Raw genomic sequence first — 19,041 nt, forward strand, 5'->3', positions numbered from 1 at the left:
AGCACATTAGGTCCTTGAGTAGGGCGGGACACGTGAAATCCTGTCTGAACATGGGGGGACCATCCTCCAAGCCTAAGTACTCCTATATGACCGATAGTGAACAAGTACCGTGAGGGAAAGGTGAAAAGCACCCCGATAAGGGGAGTGAAAGAGACCCTGAAACGGATTGCCTACAAGCAGTCGGAGGAGCCTTGAGCTCTGACGGCGTACCTTTTGTATAATGGGCCAGCGACTTAATTTTGCGAGCAAGCTTAAACCGTTAGGTGTAGGCGTAGGGAAACCGAGTCTTAATAGGGCGCCCAGTTCGTAGGATTAGACCCGAAACCGAGTGATCTAGCCATGAGCAGGTTGAAGGTGCAGTAACATGCACTGGAGGACCGAACCCACTTATGTTGAAAAATGAGGGGATGACTTGTGGTTAGGGGTGAAAGGCCAATCAAACTCGGAGATAGCTGGTTCTCCGCGAAATCTATTTAGGTAGAGCGTCATGTATTACCTTCGGGGGTAGAGCACTGGAAGGGCTAGGGGGTCCCACAGACTTACCAAACCTTACCAAACTCCGAATACCGAAGAGTAGAGCATGGCAGACAGACATCGGGTGCTAAGGTCCGGTGTCGAGAGGGAAACAGCCCAGACCATCATCTAAGGTCCCCAAGTTATGGCTAAGTGGGAAAGGATGTGGGAAGGCCAAGACAGCCAGGAGGTTGGCTTAGAAGCAGCCACCCTTTAAAGAAAGCGTAACAGCTCACTGGTCTAGTTAAGCCGTCCTGCGCCGAAAATGTACCGGGGCTTAAGTCATACACCGAAGATATGGATTTGATCTTTAGATCAAGTGGTAGCGGAGCGTTCTGTAGGTCTGTGAAGGGTAGTCGCGAGATTACCTGGAGATATCAGAAGTGAGAATGCTGGCATGAGTAGCGACAAAGCGTGTGAGAAACACGCTCGCCGAAAGTCCAAGGGTTCCTGCGCAAGGTTAATCCGCGCAGGGTGAGTCGGCCCCTAAGCCGAGGCCGAAAGGCGTAGGCGATGGGAAACGGGTTAATATTCCCGTACCTGTTGGAAGTGACGGTTACCGGCAGTCGTGTGCACTTAACGGATTGTGTGCGCGGCGAAGGTGGCCCAGGAAATAACTCCAACGTATAGACCGTACCCGAAACCAACACAGGTGGACTGGTAGAGCATACCAAGGCGCTTGAGAGAACTACATTGAAGGAACTCGGCAAATTGCATGCGTAACTTCGGGATAAGCATGCCCCGTTTGAAGGCAACTTTGAGCGGGGGTCACAAAATTGGGGGTGGCGACTGTTTACTAAAAACATAGGGCTCTGCTAAGCCGCAAGGCGACGTATAGGGTCTGACGCCTGCCCGGTGCTGGAAGGTTAAAAGGAGTGGTGCAAGCCGCGAATTGAAGCCCCAGTAAACGGCGGCCGTAACTATAACGGTCCTAAGGTAGCGAAATTCCTTGTCGGGTAAGTTCCGACCTGCACGAATGGCGTAACGACTTCCCCACTGTCTCCAATGTAGACTCAGCGAAATTGAATTCTGAGTGAAGATGCTCAGTACCCGCGGTTAGACGGAAAGACCCCGTGCACCTTTACTATAGCTTTACAGTGGCACTAGAAAATGACTGTGTAGGATAGGTGGGAGCCTTTGAAGCGTCGGCGCCAGTCGACGTGGAGGCAACCTTGAAATACCACCCTTTTGTTTTTTGGTGTCTAACCGAGGCCCGTAATCCGGGTCCGGGACCCTGTATGGTGGGTAGTTTGACTGGGGCGGTCGCCTCCTAAAGAGTAACGGAGGCGCGCGATGGTAGGCTCAGGCCGGTCGGAAATCGGTCGTCGAGTGCAATGGCATAAGCCTGCCTGACTGCGAGACTGACAAGTCGAGCAGAGACGAAAGTCGGTCATAGTGATCCGGTGGTCCCGCATGGAAGGGCCATCGCTCAACGGATAAAAGGTACGCCGGGGATAACAGGCTGATCTCCCCCAAGAGTCCACATCGACGGGGAGGTTTGGCACCTCGATGTCGGCTCATCACATCCTGGGGCTGGAGCAGGTCCCAAGGGTTCGGCTGTTCGCCGATTAAAGTGGTACGTGAGCTGGGTTTAGAACGTCGTGAGACAGTTCGGTCCCTATCTGCCGTGGGAGTAGGAGAATTGAGAGGATTTGCCCCTAGTACGAGAGGACCGGGGTGAACAGACCTCTGGTGGACCTGTTGTTACGCCAGTAGCATAGCAGGGTAGCTAAGTTTGGACGGGATAACCGCTGAAAGCATCTAAGCGGGAAACCCACCTCAATACTAGTTCTCCCTTGAGAACCGTGGAAGACCACCACGTTGATAGGCCAGGTGTGGAAGCGCAGCAATGCGTGTAGCTAACTGGTACTAATTGTTCGATTGGCTTGATATCTCTCCATGTGCAGGTGAAAACCTGCGAACCCTTTAATGGGAAGTGGACGATGTGTTCCAAGCGGAAAATAGAAAACTAAATATGCCCCTCAAGCGCCGGGCGGAAGCGAAGCTTCCTTGGCTTACGACCATTCGGTCGGCGGCCCTTGGCCTTGCCTCAGGACTTCGTCCTTCGGATTGGTGGCATATATAAAATTGAGTGTTTGCTTTACGGCAAACAAACCTTTACCGATTTTGACGATCTGGTGGTTATGGCGAGAGTGAACCACCCGATCCCATCTCGAACTCGGCCGTGAAACCTCTTAGCGCTGATGGTACTGCATCTTAAGGTGTGGGAGAGTAAGTCGCCGCCAGATCTTCAAAGTCGGTAAAAGTTAAAAATCAAATATCTGACACACAGTATCGAAAACCCCGTCCCACCTCCATCGGGGCGGGGTTTTTACTTCAAAGAACGCAACACATGAACGCGGGGTGGAGCAGCCCCGTCCCGAAGGAGCGAAGCTCCGTGGGACAAACAGCGAAGGGCAAAGCCCGTAGCGAAAAAGCTCCCGGGCATAATAGCCCCGGTAAAACATTGACGCGGGGTGGAGCAGCCCGCCCGCGTTTGCAAAGCGCAGCGTCGCAACGCAAACAAAACAGGGCTACCGGGCTAACGCTCGGTTCTACATTTAACGCGGGGTGGAGCAGCCCGGTAGCTCGTCAGGCTCATAACCTGAAGGTCGTAGGTTCAAATCCTACCCCCGCAACCACTAAAAAAGGTCCACCTTGTGTGGGCCTTTTTTAGTGGCTTTCGAGGTCTAGGACTTGATCCTCGCAAGCCAGGCCTTAGCCTGGATTGCCAAGGTTCGTCACGAGGAGCGCACGCGACGAAGTCGACGGAGCAACGCGACGGTCCGCAGGAGCTTTGCTCCAAGGATGAAGGCAAAGCCTTCACAAATACGACCCCTGCAACCATTTTTACCGAACGTCGGTAAACATCAGGAACAGCCACATCACTTGAGGCGGCTGCTTTTGTCGTGTTGGGATTGCTTTGCTTGCTCAGCCCCATTCCTTCAGCCAATCTTGGAGGTCTGGGCCCGGCAATGGGCGACAGACGAAATACCCTTGGATCAAATCGATCCCTAGGCTTTCGACCAAATCCCAGTCTTCTTGATCCTCGACCCCCTCCGCAACGATGGTCATACCAAGTTTTTTGGCGAGCGTGACGCTGGATTCCAAGATGGAACGGGCCGTATCGTCATTGTGTGCGCCGTTCACAAAAGCGCGGTCGATTTTCAACTCGGTGAACGGAATGCGTTTCAGCTGCTCCATAGATGAATGACCGGTGCCAAAATCGTCAATGCTGAGCGCCAAACCTTTTAGTCTGAGGCGCGTCAGGATTTCCAACGGCTTGACGATGTCTTGCATCAAACGGCTTTCGGTGACTTCCAAGACGACGTGGCTTGGGTTCATTCCGGCATGCTGGGCTGTTTCTATAATGAATTCCGGCAAGTCCAATCGGTTCAAGTTATCCACGGATAAGTTGACGGCGATCTTGATGTCGAGGCCGCTGGCGAGCCATGCTGCACCTTGATCCATGGCGACGTTGAGGACCGTGTTAGTCAGTTGGTCGATCAGGCCATTTTCTTCGGCGACAGAAATAAAGGCATCCGGGGGGATAAAGCCTTTGTCCGGGTCAATCCAGCGCACCAATGTTTCCACACCAATGAGTTCTTTGGTTTGGACCGACACCTTCGGTTGAAAATGCGCGGTGATTTTTCCACCGTCCAGCGCGGCTTTGAGTTCTTCCGGTAAGACTGTGATGCCGGGGCGCGGACCGTGCGTCTTGGCCTCGTGACTAAACTGATCGAGCAGTTTGGTAAGCTCCGGTGGTGTGATGGGCTTGGACAGGGCGCCTAAGATATTGAGGTTTTGGGCTTTGCCCAGTTCCTGTGCCGTTTCCAAAATGCGTTTATCTTCGCCACTGATCATTGCGATACCACCCTTGAACTCGCGTTCGACCAAGTGGCGCAAGAATTCGATCCCGTCCATTTCAGGCATGTTGAGATCACAGAGAACGATGTCCGGTGCACCATCCGCATCAATAGTTTGCAGGGCCGCTTTGCCGCCTTCAGCGGTGCGGATATTTTCTGCGCCTAAGCTTTTGAGAATGCGTTCAACCAACGTACGGATGAATTCTTCGTCATCAACGACAAGATATGAATAACCGGAAATGGCTGTTTTGAGAGTATCAGACATGAAATATCCTATCCGTTTGGAATGAGCGCGGGATCAATCATTGGCGCGGTCAGTGCATGTTTAAGTTTTTTATCCAACATGGTTTTGGAAACCGGTTTAACCAAAAACCCGTGAATGCCAAGCTTTGCGGCCTGGATAATATTGTCACGGTTGGAATGCCCCGTCAGGACCACAATGGGAATTTTTTTGTTGGGAACCTCTTGTGCGTTTCGCACAAATTTTAAAAATTCGAAGCCGCCGACGTTGGGCATTTCCAAATCCAAAATGATGGCCGCTATGGGCGGGGTGGCACTCAGCAATGCTTTGGAGGCTTCTACACCGTCGGCGGCCTGGGTGATCTTTTGATAGCCCATTTCATTGAGCATGCGCATCACCAGCGAGCGAATGAACGCTTCGTCGTCCACCAGTAAAATAGGAAGGTTTGATAAGTCCAATGTCGTCATGGTTTTGATCCGCTTGTATCCTTATAGGTTTTCAATATATGCGGTGACGTCGGCCACAATGCCGGCCAAGCTGGGATGAAGCTCTTCGATACGGCCCCAATCACCACCTTTGCCGGCCGTTTCCAACTCTAAACACAGGTCAGCCAAAGAGTGTGCGCCGACAGCACGTGACGATGATTTGAGCTTGTGTGCTGCAGCCCCGATTTCAGATGGGTTCTTCGCTTCAAATGCAGCATCGATTTCACCTTTGATGACGCGGGCAGGCTCGACAAAGTCTTTCAAGATGCCATTGATCAAATCATCATCATCACCGAAGGTGTCGCGCAAGTAGCTTGGATCGACAATGGCTGTTTCTGTGTCTTGGCTGTCCATGTTTTGCTCCTCGGCTTGGGCCTCTTCGGCTTCATGGGTTTCAGGTGCGATTGCGACACTTGCGTCTCCCGACGCCGCCGGCATCCATTTGGCCAAAGTACGTTTCAGTTTCGCCATCTCCAACGGTTTAGAGAGGTAATCATCCATCCCTGCCGACAAGCAACGGTCCGCTTCGCCTTGCAATGCGTTGGCCGTGATGGCGACGATGGGGGTGTGATCGATCCCGCCGTCCTCTTCTTCCAGCTTGCGGATAGCCCCGGTCATTTCATAACCATCCATGTTTGGCATGTGGCAATCCGTCAAGATCAGGCTGTACCGGCCACGCTGCCAGCCTTGCAGGCCTTCGGCCCCATCTTCATAAATCTCACAGGCATAACCCAACGAATTGAGTTGACGCTTGATCACGTCTTGGTTGGTGGGGTTGTCTTCTGCGATCATGATTAGGCGACCAAGGGCAGCGGCTTCGTCGGGGGTTGGGGCTTTGCCGGCACCGGCTGTGAGTTTTTCGTGGGTGTCTTCCACATCCGGGCTGGCACGGCCACTGGCGACCCCGAGACCGCGCATGAACGAGGAGCGCTTCATCGGGTTGGCATCGACCACCACCATGTCTGGGGTGATCATGCCTTTTTTGGTTTTGCGTTCTGCCGTCAGAATGACGTAGCGCAGGTCTTTGGTCTGATCGTTTTGGCGCAAAATGTTGATGATCATATCGACCATGGAGCGTTCAGCCTCGACCCCAAAGACAACGATGTTAAAGGGTTTGCCAGCCTCGGCTGCGCCGACCACGGCTTGCTCGATATCGAACAATTCGCTGACGCTGTCGTAGGTACCGTCCCGTCCCGTGATGTAGGGCGGGATGTGTTCGAAAAAATGTTCGTCATTGCTGACCAACAAGATATGTAGACCGTCCAAGCTGGGCTCATCAGCGGGCGGATTGTAGTCGAAGTTCACTTCGAACGGTAAGGTGACGGTAAAGGTCGAACCTTGGCCTTCTACGCTGGTGACCGCAACCTCGCCGCCCATGATGTCGCTCAAGCTTTTGCAAATGGATAAGCCTAAGCCCGTACCGCCGAAGCGTCGTGTGGTGGAACTTTCTGCCTGGGTGAAGGGTTTGAACAAATTGTTTACCGCGTTTTGCGACATGCCGATGCCGTTATCAATGATGGAAAATTTGACGTTGGCAACACCGTCTGTGATCTCGCCCACCAAGTCAGCACGTAATTTCACCAGACCTTGATGGTCGTCTGTGGTTTCGGTGAACTTGATGGCATTCCCCAACAAATTGAACATAACTTGGCGCAAGCGCACTTGATCGCTCATGACCCAGTGCGGGATGGCCGGGTCAATAAAGTTCATAAACCGGACTTTTTTCGCGCTGGCGTTGGGGACCAAGGTTTCCGATACGCCTTCAGCCACATCGCGGATGGAAATGGGCACGGATTCGATTTGCAGTTTACCCGCTTCGATTTTGGAGAAGTCCAAGATGTCGTTGATGATCTGCAACAACGCAAAAGCACTGTCGCGCACAGTCTTCATCATTTGGCGCTGTTCGGTGTCCAGGCGGGTTTCGCGCAGCAGATCTATCATGCCCACGACGCCGTTCATAGGCGTGCGGATTTCGTGGCTCATGGCTGCCAAGAACGAAGACTTCGCGCGTGTCGCACTTTCCGCCTTTTCTTTGGAGAGCATCAGTTCGACTTCCATGCGCTTGCGTTCGGTAATGTCGGTCGACATGCCGCACAGCCCATCCACTTTTCCACTCACATCGAATAATGGAACTTTAAGGCTTAGGAAGGTCCGGTTGCCCATTTCGCCTTCGACGGTTTCTTCGAACTCTTGTGGGGCTTTGCTTGCCATGATTTTTACGTCGTTAGCAATGAGATCTTTGGCTATATCATCTGGGAAGACGTCAAAATCTGTTTTGCCAATGGTTTCATCACGCGACATTCCCGTGAGCTGTTCCCACTCCTTGTTCACTAATGTATAGCGCCCTCCGGCGTCTTTGGCGAAGATGACGGCGGTGGAATTGTCGATGACGCTGTCCAACAATTGCTGGCTTTCACGCAAGGTCTCTTCGGCTTCCTTGCGTTCGGTAATGTCGCGGATCGACCCGGTAAAGATGCGCCGTCCATTGGCTTCGGCTTCACCCACGGCCAGCTCCAACGGGAAGACCGAACCATCTTTGCGTTTGCCTTCGACTTCGCGGTTGGTGCCCAGAATTTTTCGCTCACCTGTGAGGAAATAGTTCTGCAAATAACCGTCGTGCTCACTGTGATAGGGCTCGGGCATCAACATGTTGAGGTTTTGACCCAGAACCTCTTCTTCGGACCAACCGAAGATACGCTCAGCCGCCGGGCTGAAGCTTTCAATGGTGCCGGCCTCGCTGATGACAATGATGCCATCGGCTGCATTTTCAAAGATGGACCGGATACGGCTTTCGTTGGCCCGAAGAGCTTCTTCGGCTTGTTTACGCTTGGTGATGTCGCTGACCGAACCACTGGTGCGGTACGCCTTGCCGTTTTCATCACGCAAAGATTTGCCCCGCGCACGGAACCACATGAATTGGCCGTTGCGCGTGATCATGCGGTATTCGATATCGTAAGGAACGTCTTTGTCCAGGTGATCGATAAACGCTTGGGTCGCGCGTTGCAGGTCATCGGGATGGACCAGCTCTTGCCATGTGTCCAGCGTGAAGGTCAAATCACCTTCATCGAAACCGAGCATTTCTGTGAAGCGCGGGGAGAACCAGTTTTCGCCCGTGCGTGCATCGTATTCCCACAGCCCGTCGCCGCTGCCCCGCGTGGTCAGCTCGAAACGTTCTTGGCTTTCACGAAGCGCTTCTTCAGCATGCTTGCGTTCGGTCACGTCACTGAACGTCACCACCGCACCCAGCAGCTCCTCACCTTTGCGAATGGGTGTGGAGGTATACTCCACCGGGAAACATGTGCCGTCTTGACGCCACAGAACTTCGTCTTCAACCCTATGGATTTCGCCATCGGTGAAGGCCTTGCGCATATAACAGTCTTCAATGGGGTACGCGTCGCCGTTCGCGTGGGTGTGGTGAATCAGAGTATGAATGGACTGACCAATGAGATCCTCGGGTGAGAAACCCAACATTTGACACGCCGCACGGTTCACAAACGTGGTGGTGCCGTCGACGTCCAATCCAAACACACCTTCACCGGCGGATTCCAAAATTAGGCGGTTGTGCTCTTCCGCCTCACGGATGGCTTCTTCGGCAAGCTTACGGTCGGTGATGTCCATGACGGTGCCGACCATGCGCGTTGGCGTACCGTCGTCGGCATAGTCCACCGTTGCACCTTTTGACGTCATCCAGCGAATATCACCGCTTTTGGTCACGGCCCGGTATTCGACTTCGTACGTGTTGAGTTGGCCATGACGGTAATTATGACCTGTGTCCAAAACGGTTTGTAGATCGTCTGGATGAATGGATATGTGCCACAGATCTTGAACGTTTTCGACCTCTTCACGTGTGTAGCCCAACATTTCCAAGTAGCGATCGTTGACCACCGTCTCACGGTTGACGAGATCAACGTCCCAAGAGCCCAAATCGCCGCCTTTCAGGGCCAAGTCAAAGCGTTCGCCACTACGTTTGAGCTCTTCTTCATTGCGCTTCATGTTGGTGATGTCGTTGAACACCACTACAGTGTCACCATTTTCAGTGCGGCGATTGCGGAACTCCAACACGCGCCCGGTGGGGGCGGTTATGACGATGGATGTGTATTTGCCTTCACGAAGGCTTTCAAGGCGGTCTTGCACGGCAGTATCGATGTCATCAATTGGCCCGTAATCACCGCGTTCAGACATAAAGCGAATGACGGCCTCTACCGGATAGCCCGGCTGGATCAACTCACCGGGTAAGTCCAGCGCCGTTTGATAGTAGCTGTTGGAAATGATGTAATTCATATCCTTGTCGAGCACATACAGCCCGTTGGACATGTTATCCATGGCCAGGGTTAACTGGTCCGTGGCCGAAGCCAATTCTTGGGTGCGGTCATGGACGCGGTCTTCCAACTCTTCTTTCGCTTGCAGCAACGACCCACTGGCGCGTTCGCCCAAGGCCAACGTGAACAAGGTTGCACCGGCAGACAGTGTAAGCGTCAGACCTAAGATCGTAATTAAGGTGTAGCCTAAGGTTTCGACAGGACCGTGTGCTTCGTGGGCATCAATTTCCGTGGTGATACCGATGTTGAGCTCATCATCCCATTTCCACGCACCGTAGACTTCGATGCCACGATAGTCTTCATAGCCCGACACATTCACACCGTTCCGGCCCGACAAGGCGCTGTCTGCCATGGCGGTCAACGCCCGTGCATCACTGTTGCGCTTGGTCTTCGCGGGAACACGGATGAGGGTGTGCATGGCGCTGGGAAGTCCCTTGGCCAGCAACCCCATTTCCACGAGTTGGTCGTCAAAGCGCGAGCCGGAAATCATCATGGCTGTGTCGCTGAAGGCGTAACTTTCACCCGTTTCACCGACGTTACCGGTTTGCATGATACGGGTGAAATCTCCGCTCGGGTCAATGCGCTTCGTCACAACCGCCAGCACAGATCCGTCTATGTCGACGATGGGCGCTGCAAAAAACATGGTCATCGGTTTTTTGTCATTGCGCTGCGAACCGCTCAAATGAACATCGGACTGGATCGGAGAAACAAAGCTCGGTTGTCCGGCGACAACGCGTTTGAACACGTTCGGTTTTGTCTGCGCGATCAAGTTTTGTGAGCCTAAATTTTCATCGCGCATCGATCCGATGGAACGGCCATCTTTGGTGATGATGAAAAAGCCCTGCGCGCCCCTCATATGATCGACATCGCGGAAATAACGGCGCATGTCTTCAAGTTCGGCCGATGATTTCAAGGCTTGTTTGTCGACGGGAACGGTGAGCAGTTTTTTGGTCAGGCTCACCAGTTGTTGATCGTGACCCAGAAGAGAGATGTTGTCCTTTTCATCTTCGACCCAAATGCGCAGACGTTCGTCGGTACTGTTGAGCACGGTCTGAAGGTTCACACCGACCACATTCAAAATTCGGCCCCGGTTGTAGTCGTAGGCCAGCCACGTCACGGCGGACACGAATACCACCAACAGGCCTAAGCTGGTCATGATCAGCATGCGAAAGCGGCGCGAACCCATTTGCAAAGCTAGGCCTTCGGTCTTTTGCGAGCGCATCAACAAACGCACACCCAGGGCAATGGCCGCGAACAACAGAACCGTTGCCCCCAACAACATCCAAAAACTCAGTGTGGATTGCTCGGTCGTCACATCCACGTTGTTGGATGCATTGATCAAAGCATTGTCGAGGGAAATCCATTGCGATTGCAGTTCACGGTGTTCGTCTGCCGAAATCGAATTGAGGCCCTTTTGCAAGATGCTTTGCAAAACCGGCCAGTCGTCGCGAGAAAAGAGGTGGATCGGCGAAGCGTCGAAGGACCTTTGATTGATGCCCTTCAGGCCGACGATGGCGTTTTCGCGCAGAGCCTGTTCAACCACGATCTGCGCTTCGAGCAGGGCATCCGCATCCCCGTTCAACACCGCGTTGATGGACCCTGCCAAATCTTTTGTCTCAAGGATTTGGGCGTCGGGGAAGCGTTCGCGCAACATCGGAATGGTGCCATACCCCTTAACCACAGCAATGCGGCCTTCGGAAATATCGTCGAAGCTTTGGATGTCCGTGTTGTCGCTTTTGATATACAGGAATTCACGCATTTGGAAATACGGCGTGGTGTATAAGCCATACGTGGCGCGCTCGTCGGTGTAATAGGTCGCGGGCAGCAGATCGACTTCTTTATGCTCCAGCCCCGTCAGCAGCGTCGCCCATTCATCGGACACAATTTTAAACCGCAGTCCGGTTTTTTCAGACAATAGGTCTAAATACCCACCAGCCAATCCCCCGGCGTTGCCGTCAGATTGGGTGTAAACCACCGGGGCCCATTCTTCCACGCCGACACGCACGACATTTTGCACGACCCATCTGCGTTCGTCGGCCGTCAACTCAGCGACCGGTTTTTTCATCAAAGACTTACTGGTTTGCTTGTCGACGTAAGTGCGCAACAAGCCGTTCCATTCTTTGTCGGAAATGGACGCCAAAGCTTTTTCAAGAATACTGTTCAAGATGGGCTGGTCTTTGCGCGATCCAATCGCCAAGACCGAACCGGGGCCCAGTCGGCGCCCATGCACACTCAGGTTGGTGAACAAATCGCGCTGAATAATATATGCCGCAACGGCACGGTTTCCGATATAGGCATCCGCAAGCCCGGTGCTCACAGCTTCAAGAGCCGCCACTGTATTTTTTACTTCGGTGATTTGAATGTCGGGATACTTCTCGCGCAGGGTTTGCACAGTGCCAAACCCCTTTTCCAAAGCAACGGTTTTACCAGCCAAGGCGTCCAGAGTTTCAAACTGCGGACCGTTGGTTTTGGCGACGATGGAATGCGGTACGGACAAATAGGGCGTGGTAAAATTGAAGTAAGGCTCACGCTCAGGCTTTGGCGTTAAATCCATCACCGCGTCCAGCCGTGAGGCTTTAACCTCTTCCAGCAAGTCTTTCCATTTTCCGGGCACGGGTCGCAGTTGTCCGTTCAGGCGCTCATTGATCAAAGCCAATACATCCATGGTGATACCGCGTCGTTCACCATGGATGCCCTTAACGTGAAACGGTGGCCAGTCTTCCATCACACCGACAGAGATGGCTGGGTTCTCACTCAGCCAGCGCTGCTCGCGTGTTGTTAGCGTATCGACTTTTGCGATCTTCGGCGTATAGACCAGCCAGCGTGTGCGCATGTCAGTGAGTTCATCGCGGCTGATGGCTTCCAGGCCCTTTTTGATGATCGAAAACAAAATTGGGTTGGATTTGTGGATGCCGATGCGCAACGCACCACCTTCGAGGTTACGGCTAGCCGCAATTTTCAAGTTTGGAACGTACGTTTTGCGTTGGGCATTGCCATAGAGAATCTGTGCCGACACATGGGCTTCGATGTCCCCCGCAGCCAACTTCTTTAGGGCGGTGGGATCGTCGTTGATTTCAACCACACGCCCGTTTGGACCAACCAGTTCCAACAACTCCGTCTTAAACGCCAAGTCCTTCAAAATGCCGACGGTGCGCCCGCTTAAGTCCGAAAATCTATTTATCTCTGTATTCCCGCTTTGGGTAATCACAATCACGGGATCGTACGCGTAGGGGGCTGTGAACAAGACATGTTGTTCGCGTTCGGGCGTGCGGGACAGGCTCAGCCCGCCTTCTACGTTTCCGGACAAAACATTGTCCACCACGTCTGTCCACCGCGGATAGAATTCCGGCTTGATGGAGGTGCCCAGTTTTTGATTGAGCATGCTGATCAAGTCTGCGTTTAGGCCTGAGAAATTGCCTTGGTCATCGACAATATCTACAGGGGTGATAAACGTGGTCACCGCCAAGCGGATCAGCGGATTGTTTTTAAGCCACTGTTCTTCGGCATATGACAGTTTAACTTTGCTTCCGGCGGGGCGGTAGAATCGGTCCTGCAGGTCCGTCAACCAGCGCTCATCCATGCGGATCAGTTTGTCCACGGGGATTTGGCGAAAGCCTTCGTTGATTTCGCGGGCAAGGTCGGGCCGGTCAATGGCAACTGCGGCGTGCACAGCATTGCTGAGCAAATCTTCGGGGCTGCGCATTACCGCACCGCGAAGCCCCATGGCGTCAATGAGGGAATAAGTGTAGGGGACTTCGTTCACGACAGCTTCGAGCTGACCGTTGAACAGACCGCGTAACATTTCGTCACCGTCTTCATAGGGCACAATGATTAGCTTGGGAAAATGTTCCACCAAATAGCGGTGTTGAAAGGTGTTGCCCATGACGCCGACCCGCTGACCCGCCATGTCGGACAGCGGCTGAACGCCATTTTCATGATTTGACCGAAAAAACACACCGGTTTTAATGGAATGGATGGGGTCGGAAAACGCCAGCCATTGGGTGCGTTCGGGGTTTTCGAACAGGCCGGAATGAATGTCGGCTTGGCCGGAGCGCACATTATCCAGAGTTTGGGTCCAGCCGGAGACCACAAATTCAATATCGCGCCCCGTGGTTTCTGACCAGGCATTCCACAGGTCAATCAACAGGCCGGCAGGCTGACCGTCCGGCCCCAACACCGTGAACGGGGCATAATTCCCATAAACCGCGATCTTTAAGGGAGGCTTTGGATCGTCCGCGGCCTGAGAAAGGGTTGCCGGCAGGACAATTGCCATTGCCACAATAAGCAATCGGCTAAATGCGATAACGCTCTTCAGCAACGCGAGAGGCTTGCCTTCGCGTTGACAAAACCAAGGAAAACTCTGTCCCGGAGTAGTCTTCGCTCCCATCGAGCACCACCTTTTTTTAAGCATCCCAGTTGTATTATATTGCAATTACTTAAAGGATAGAACAGGCTTATTCTATAAACAGCATGTAAAGGTTGTAAGGGTGCGACAAAGCAGAGGGATTGGGCTATGCGCCGTGTTCTCATAATTGACGATGATACCTTTTACGGCGGCTTGGTCGCCAAGACCTTCGGTCAACGCCGCTGGCTTCCGGTGACGTGCCTGAATATGGAAGACGCCTTAAAAGAGATAGAGGCCTTAAAGGTCGATCTCATCGTTACCGACATTTTCATGCCCGGAATCGGCGGAATTGAAGGCATTCCGTTTTTGAAATCCAAAGCACCAGACGTTCCGATCATCGCCATTTCCGGCGGGTGGGATAAGTTGCCGCCCGACGAAGCGGTCAAAGCCGCCGTTAAGGTTGGCGCGAACGGTGGTTTGTCGAAACCCATTAAAGGCGACCTTCTAGACAAACTTTTGGCGGACCTAAACCTCGGCGGCACCAGCATGGGCGAGCCCAACTGGCCGCAAACCTTTGATGAAACCACCGATTGGGATGAGGTTTTCGACGCTCCCACCAATGGCTTGATCGCGTGGATCGGAAACGCCGACACCTTCGAAGTTTTGAAAGTCAGTGCCGTGAATATGTTCGCGCATCTGTTTCAAAACACCCGCTCAACTTTGGATTCCAAGGCTTATATAGAGCGTCTCAAAGACATCTTGGCCCAAGACACGTCTTTGACCCGCGACGACACCTTAAAGCAAATCCAGTCGTTATTGAACGAGATCAAGACCAAGTTCAAACAAGAAGACGCAAAATTCATTGCTGAAAAACGTTTGGAAAAATTCGAACAGCACCGCGCCAAACGCATGGCTGTGCCCAAAGCCCCTAAGAAAAAACCCTGGTATGAAAAGTACGCCCTGCCCATCGGCGGAGGCGTTGTCGCGTGCCTTGTGGCGATCGGCGTATTGCTGATGGTGCAAGAAGAGCCGCCCCAAGAGCCTAAAGAAGATAAAATCACCCAAACGGAAAAGAAACTCATCACCCGCACCCCCATGGGCACGACGGAGCGCAGCACGCTAGACGGTCCGCGCCAAGACCCGGACAAGCTTTACCGTGCGCCTGAACGGGGCGGCAAAGCGTGGCGCGCGCCTTCGCAAAATTTCGAAAAGCCTGCCGATGCCCCACCCGACATGCCTGCCGTTTTGGCCTTGGGCGCGGTGCAGTGGGCATCTTCGCCTTATCGGTCAGAACGTGCATTGCTGCGCATGGCCCCTCTTTTGACCGTAAAAGATTGGGAGAGCATGCCCATCATCTGTGACCGTGTGCCGGCGATCACTGACTTGATCAACACCGAACTGTCGCAACTTGCCAGTGCTACACGGGTGCCCAGTGCCCAAGAGCTTGATCAATTCAGCCAAAGCTTGCAGCCTGCCATCAATCGGGTATTGGATCTGGAATTGGTGCAAAAGGTGAGCATGGTCTACGGAACACCATTGCAACAAATGGACTTCATCAACGACCCTTGCCGACCTCTTTCACCAAAGGAAATAGATGCTTTAAACCTGCTGTCCTTGCGATAGATTTTATGTTCTGAGCTCTTTAGCACGGAGTTGCAACAGTTCTGATTTGGGTGTGAAGCGGCTGTTAACGCTAATCCCAATGCTGTTCCGCTACACACCTATCAGCGGATGTCAGCTCAAATACAGTGCGTCTAAAGCTCTGAAGTCGTTGTCATTTCGAGGTGAGATGTTCGGTATGTTACGGAAGTTCGGTAAAGGTGGCCTCGAGCCCCCGCAACCAAACGTCAAAGGTCGCCCTTCGGGGGCGGTCTTTTGCGTTTAGCTGTCGGGGACTAGGACTTTGACGTGCGACCCAAGTTCCCTCCAGTTATGAGGAGAGCCCGGTTTCTAAACTTTGCCCTTTATGGGCGCTTTGTACAAGCCGATATGGGGCATGCCCCATATCGGCTTTTCTCGTGAATTCAATCGGTGTCATGCCGCCATGTGCAGAATCGGGTCGCACGTCACAGCGCGGGCGGTCGTTTCCCTTCGAGGGAGTCGGGTTTGGTGTGTGCACGATTGGCTTATGGACGGGCCACAGCCATCATTGAAAGGAGAGAAAAGATAAAACAACAGACCATGAAAAACCGCCGGTTGAACCATCAAAACAAAGCGGCTTAAACTAAAACTGGATGAACCAGAGCCTCTGTTAACTCAAATGCTCAGGTAGACCATATGTTTTGACGATGGACAGTTTCAGGTGATGAATAAGATTAAGAAGAAGTATGCAATTGGGCATGTTTGCGCGTTGTTGGTCGTCGTTGTGATGTCTGGCTGTTTGATGGGGGCTGATCGAGAGGTGTACAGCGGCCCACATCAAGTTCAACATGAAGAAACTGTTCCCGAGCATAAGATTTCGCAAACAATATCTTTAAAGAGCGCACATCAGATCATCATAAATCTAGAGTTGTTGACACGCAATGTCACTCGTATAGGAACAACTCAATACCTAGAGTATACACATTACAAAGGCATTGCTCGGATCTACGGGTTTCGGAATTTTATATGGCCGTTTAAATGTGATCACTGTGAATTGCCTCAGTTTTCGCGTCATTGTGATGACTGTGAGAAATATGCAAATACATATATTTCCTACGAGAAGCCTTATCTTGAGAACAAAGTAACTGTCAAAACTTCGCCGTGGCTGAAAAGCAAAGCACCTGACTTTGATATCAGTTACAACAAGAGCCTCATTTCAATTCGTGAAACCATCATCGAAGATGGTGTTGTTCAGTTGGAGATCGTGGCCAAACCCGGCGCGTATCTATCCCCACCAGATAATGGTCATGTCAAAGAAACGAGAACGGATATCATGATCAAACATCACAGCGCCAGTCTTACCTCTGCAATCGCTGTGTGGATTGCGAACTAAATTATCTTCGCAATAAAGGGCAAACACGAAGATCTTGTTGTTATTTAGGCCGCAGGAAGATTTTGGTCCTCTCTAAACGGGCAAAGACGGATTTTGCCAAACTAATCTCTAGCTCCAACGGAAATGAGATAGTCGGTAATATCCTGCACCCCCTTTTCTTTGGCTATCGAGAGAGCCGTATAGTTTTCCCTTGTCGAGATATTCACATCTGCACCGCCCTCACAGAGCAGGCGTATGATCGGAAGGTTGCCATAACTGCAGGCCATCATGAGAGCTGTCATTCCATGTTTTTTTTCTTGTTGGTCAAGCTCGGATTGATGTTGGATCAAAACCTTAACAACCTCTTTGTGTCCTTTCGCAGAGGCAAACATCAAACTGTTGTAGACATTTTCGTTTAAGAAATTGACGTCAGCACCGTGCTGGATCAGAAGTTCAACGATGTCCAATTGACCACTCATTGCGGCGAGCATGAGGGGGGACGTGTTTAATCCATCATGATTGATCTTTGCGCCGTGATCGATCAGGGATGTGACAGTTTCGATATGCCCTTCTTGAGCGGCATTTGTTAAGGCTGTTGAGCCATGTCGTGAAGTGCGGTTAATTTCGGCACCTTTGGACAGCAGGAAATTGACGAGTTCTGTGTAACCTTCTGCTGCTGCGAGCATCAACGACGTATGATCATCACTGTCAATTTCATCAACCTCATCACCTAAATCAATCAAGTAATTAACAACATTGAGATGCCCGTTTTGCGCTGCAAGGATCAGGGCTGTTTGTCTGGTGTATTCAGTTGAATATACCTTGCTGCCGTGCTCGACCAGATACTGAACGACATCCAATTGACCGTGTTCGGCGGCAAGCAACATTGCTGTTTTGCCGTGCCTATCGATCTCATCAATCTCAGCACCGTTGGACAATAAGGATTTGACCTCATCCAGCAGGCCTCCAATTGCGGCCGTTATCAAAGGTGTTTGATTATCTTTTTGCATGAAATCCATGTTACAGCCTGCCCCCAGAAGGAACAGAATTACAGCCCACTTTCGTGGAGCAGTCAATTTTCCTGCTTTCACAGTAGAACAGTCCCTGAACCATGGAAATCGTTTACACACTCATATTCGTTCTAACTTTTGTTTTATATTTCAATAAAATACCCTCCATCACAACAATACGATATTCAATATATATCGACACGCCTACCGGGCATAAAGTTTCGAAAACAATATCTTCTAGGAACACACATCAGTCTTTAATATAATCTGATGCATTTCTCAGTATCTCAACTATCTCCGCATGACCTCGCTCTTGAGCAAAAGAAAGTGCCGTGTCACCCTTATCGTTACGCGTAATCACGTCAGCTCCCGCTGAAATCAGTTCTTTGGTCACATCATGATGGCCTGAGAGGGAGTTGTACATTAAAGCCGTAACACCTGTATCGTTACGCGCATTCACATCAGCTCCCGCTGAAATCAGCTCTTTGACCACATCTAGTTTGCCTGCAACGGAGCTGAGCATCAAAGCCGTATCACCCTCATCGTCACGCGCATTCACATCAGCACCCGCTGAAATCAGCTCTTTGACCACATCAAGTTCGCCCATATAGGAACAGCTGGTAATCAAAGGCGTTAAGCCCTCATCGTCACGCGCATTCACATCAGCACCCGCTGAAATCAGCTCTTTGACCACATCAAGTTGGCCCATATAGGAGCCGATCATCAAAGCCGAGGAATTCTTATAGTCATGCGTATTCACGTCAGCACCCGCTGAAATCAGCTCTTTGACCACGTCAAGTCCGCCCATATAGGCGCTGAACATTAAAGCCGTAGACCCCTCATAGTCATGTGCATCCACGTCAGCACCCGCTGAAATCAGCTCTTTGACCACGTCAAGTTCGCCCATATAGGCGCTGAGCATTAAAGCCGTAGAACCCTCATAGTCATGCGCATTCACGTCAGCACCCGCTGAAATCAGCCCTTTAACCTCATTAAGGTCGCCCTCTTGCGCCGCAGCAAAGAGCATGATTTCATAATCGACCTCATTGGCATAAGCCGTGTCGAAGAGAGCAAGCCCAAAACAAAAAGATAAGAAAATAGCAACTAATCGTTTCATATCTAGATCTCTCATCCAGCCTCAATGAATTACTGAATAATATTAAGATTATAGTTTTGAGGATGTAAATTTTCTCATTAATGAAAGAAAGTTCTTTCGCACTTTGCTAAACCCGGGTTTTAGCCACATGACGATTATGCCCGTAATTTGGGGAAAAGCGGAAGTGAAATGCCGACTTTCCCGAAGTCGTAT

At 51.7% G+C, this 19,041-nt stretch carries 7 protein-coding genes, 1 tRNA gene and 2 rRNA genes (1 of these 10 running past the window's edge); 5 read left to right on the top strand and 5 right to left on the bottom strand.

All coding sequences use genetic code 11. The features are described from left to right. From V5T82_RS07060 to V5T82_RS07070, 3 genes are all read left to right on the top strand, one after another. A 23S ribosomal RNA gene (locus V5T82_RS07060) occupies positions 1-2,407 on the top strand (it extends 338 nt beyond the left edge of the window). 240 nt (positions 2,408-2,647) lie between these two features. Next, positions 2,648-2,762, top strand: a 5S ribosomal RNA gene (gene rrf, locus V5T82_RS07065). Positions 2,763-3,078: 316 nt separating this feature from the next. Next, a tRNA-Met gene (locus V5T82_RS07070) sits at positions 3,079-3,155 on the top strand. Between the two features lie 289 nt (positions 3,156-3,444). Here the strand turns inward: V5T82_RS07070 and V5T82_RS07075 are convergent. From V5T82_RS07075 to V5T82_RS07085, 3 genes are read right to left on the bottom strand one after another with little or no spacing between them, the layout of a single operon-like run. Then, positions 3,445-4,644, bottom strand: a complete 1,200-nt coding sequence (locus V5T82_RS07075; protein ID WP_332894907.1) for an EAL domain-containing response regulator — start codon at positions 4,642-4,644, stop codon at positions 3,445-3,447. Between the two features lie 8 nt (positions 4,645-4,652). Continuing rightward, a complete protein-coding gene (locus tag V5T82_RS07080; protein WP_332894908.1) occupies positions 4,653-5,087 on the bottom strand; it encodes a response regulator in 435 nt (144 codons plus the stop codon). A gap of 21 nt (positions 5,088-5,108) precedes the next feature. Continuing rightward, entirely contained in the window at positions 5,109-13,697 is an 8,589-nt protein-coding gene (locus V5T82_RS07085) for a PAS domain S-box protein (protein WP_332894909.1), read from the bottom strand. 240 nt (positions 13,698-13,937) lie between these two features. Between V5T82_RS07085 and V5T82_RS07090 the strand changes: the two genes are divergently transcribed. Together V5T82_RS07090 and V5T82_RS07095 are read left to right on the top strand one after the other, a co-directional pair. Continuing rightward, positions 13,938-15,392, top strand: a complete 1,455-nt coding sequence (locus V5T82_RS07090) for a response regulator (protein WP_332894910.1) — start codon at positions 13,938-13,940, stop codon at positions 15,390-15,392. A gap of 679 nt (positions 15,393-16,071) precedes the next feature. Beyond that, on the top strand, positions 16,072-16,743 hold the full coding sequence (locus V5T82_RS07095) for a hypothetical protein (RefSeq protein ID WP_332894911.1): 672 nt from the start codon (positions 16,072-16,074) through the stop codon (positions 16,741-16,743). A gap of 101 nt (positions 16,744-16,844) precedes the next feature. Here V5T82_RS07095 and V5T82_RS07100 read toward each other — a convergent pair whose 3' ends face one another. Both V5T82_RS07100 and V5T82_RS07105 read right to left on the bottom strand, forming a co-directional pair. Beyond that, positions 16,845-17,852 carry an ankyrin repeat domain-containing protein gene (locus V5T82_RS07100; RefSeq protein WP_332894912.1) on the bottom strand — a complete coding sequence of 336 codons (1,008 nt, stop codon included), beginning with the start codon at positions 17,850-17,852 and terminating at the stop codon, positions 16,845-16,847. 130 nt (positions 17,853-17,982) lie between these two features. Beyond that, complete coding sequence (locus V5T82_RS07105) at positions 17,983-18,849, bottom strand: ankyrin repeat domain-containing protein (RefSeq protein ID WP_332894913.1); 867 nt, start codon at positions 18,847-18,849, stop codon at positions 17,983-17,985. Positions 18,850-19,041: the final 192 nt, after the last annotated feature.

The sequence above is a fragment of the Magnetovibrio sp. PR-2 genome (assembly GCF_036689815.1).
Classification (GTDB): domain Bacteria; phylum Pseudomonadota; class Alphaproteobacteria; order Rhodospirillales; family Magnetovibrionaceae; genus Magnetovibrio.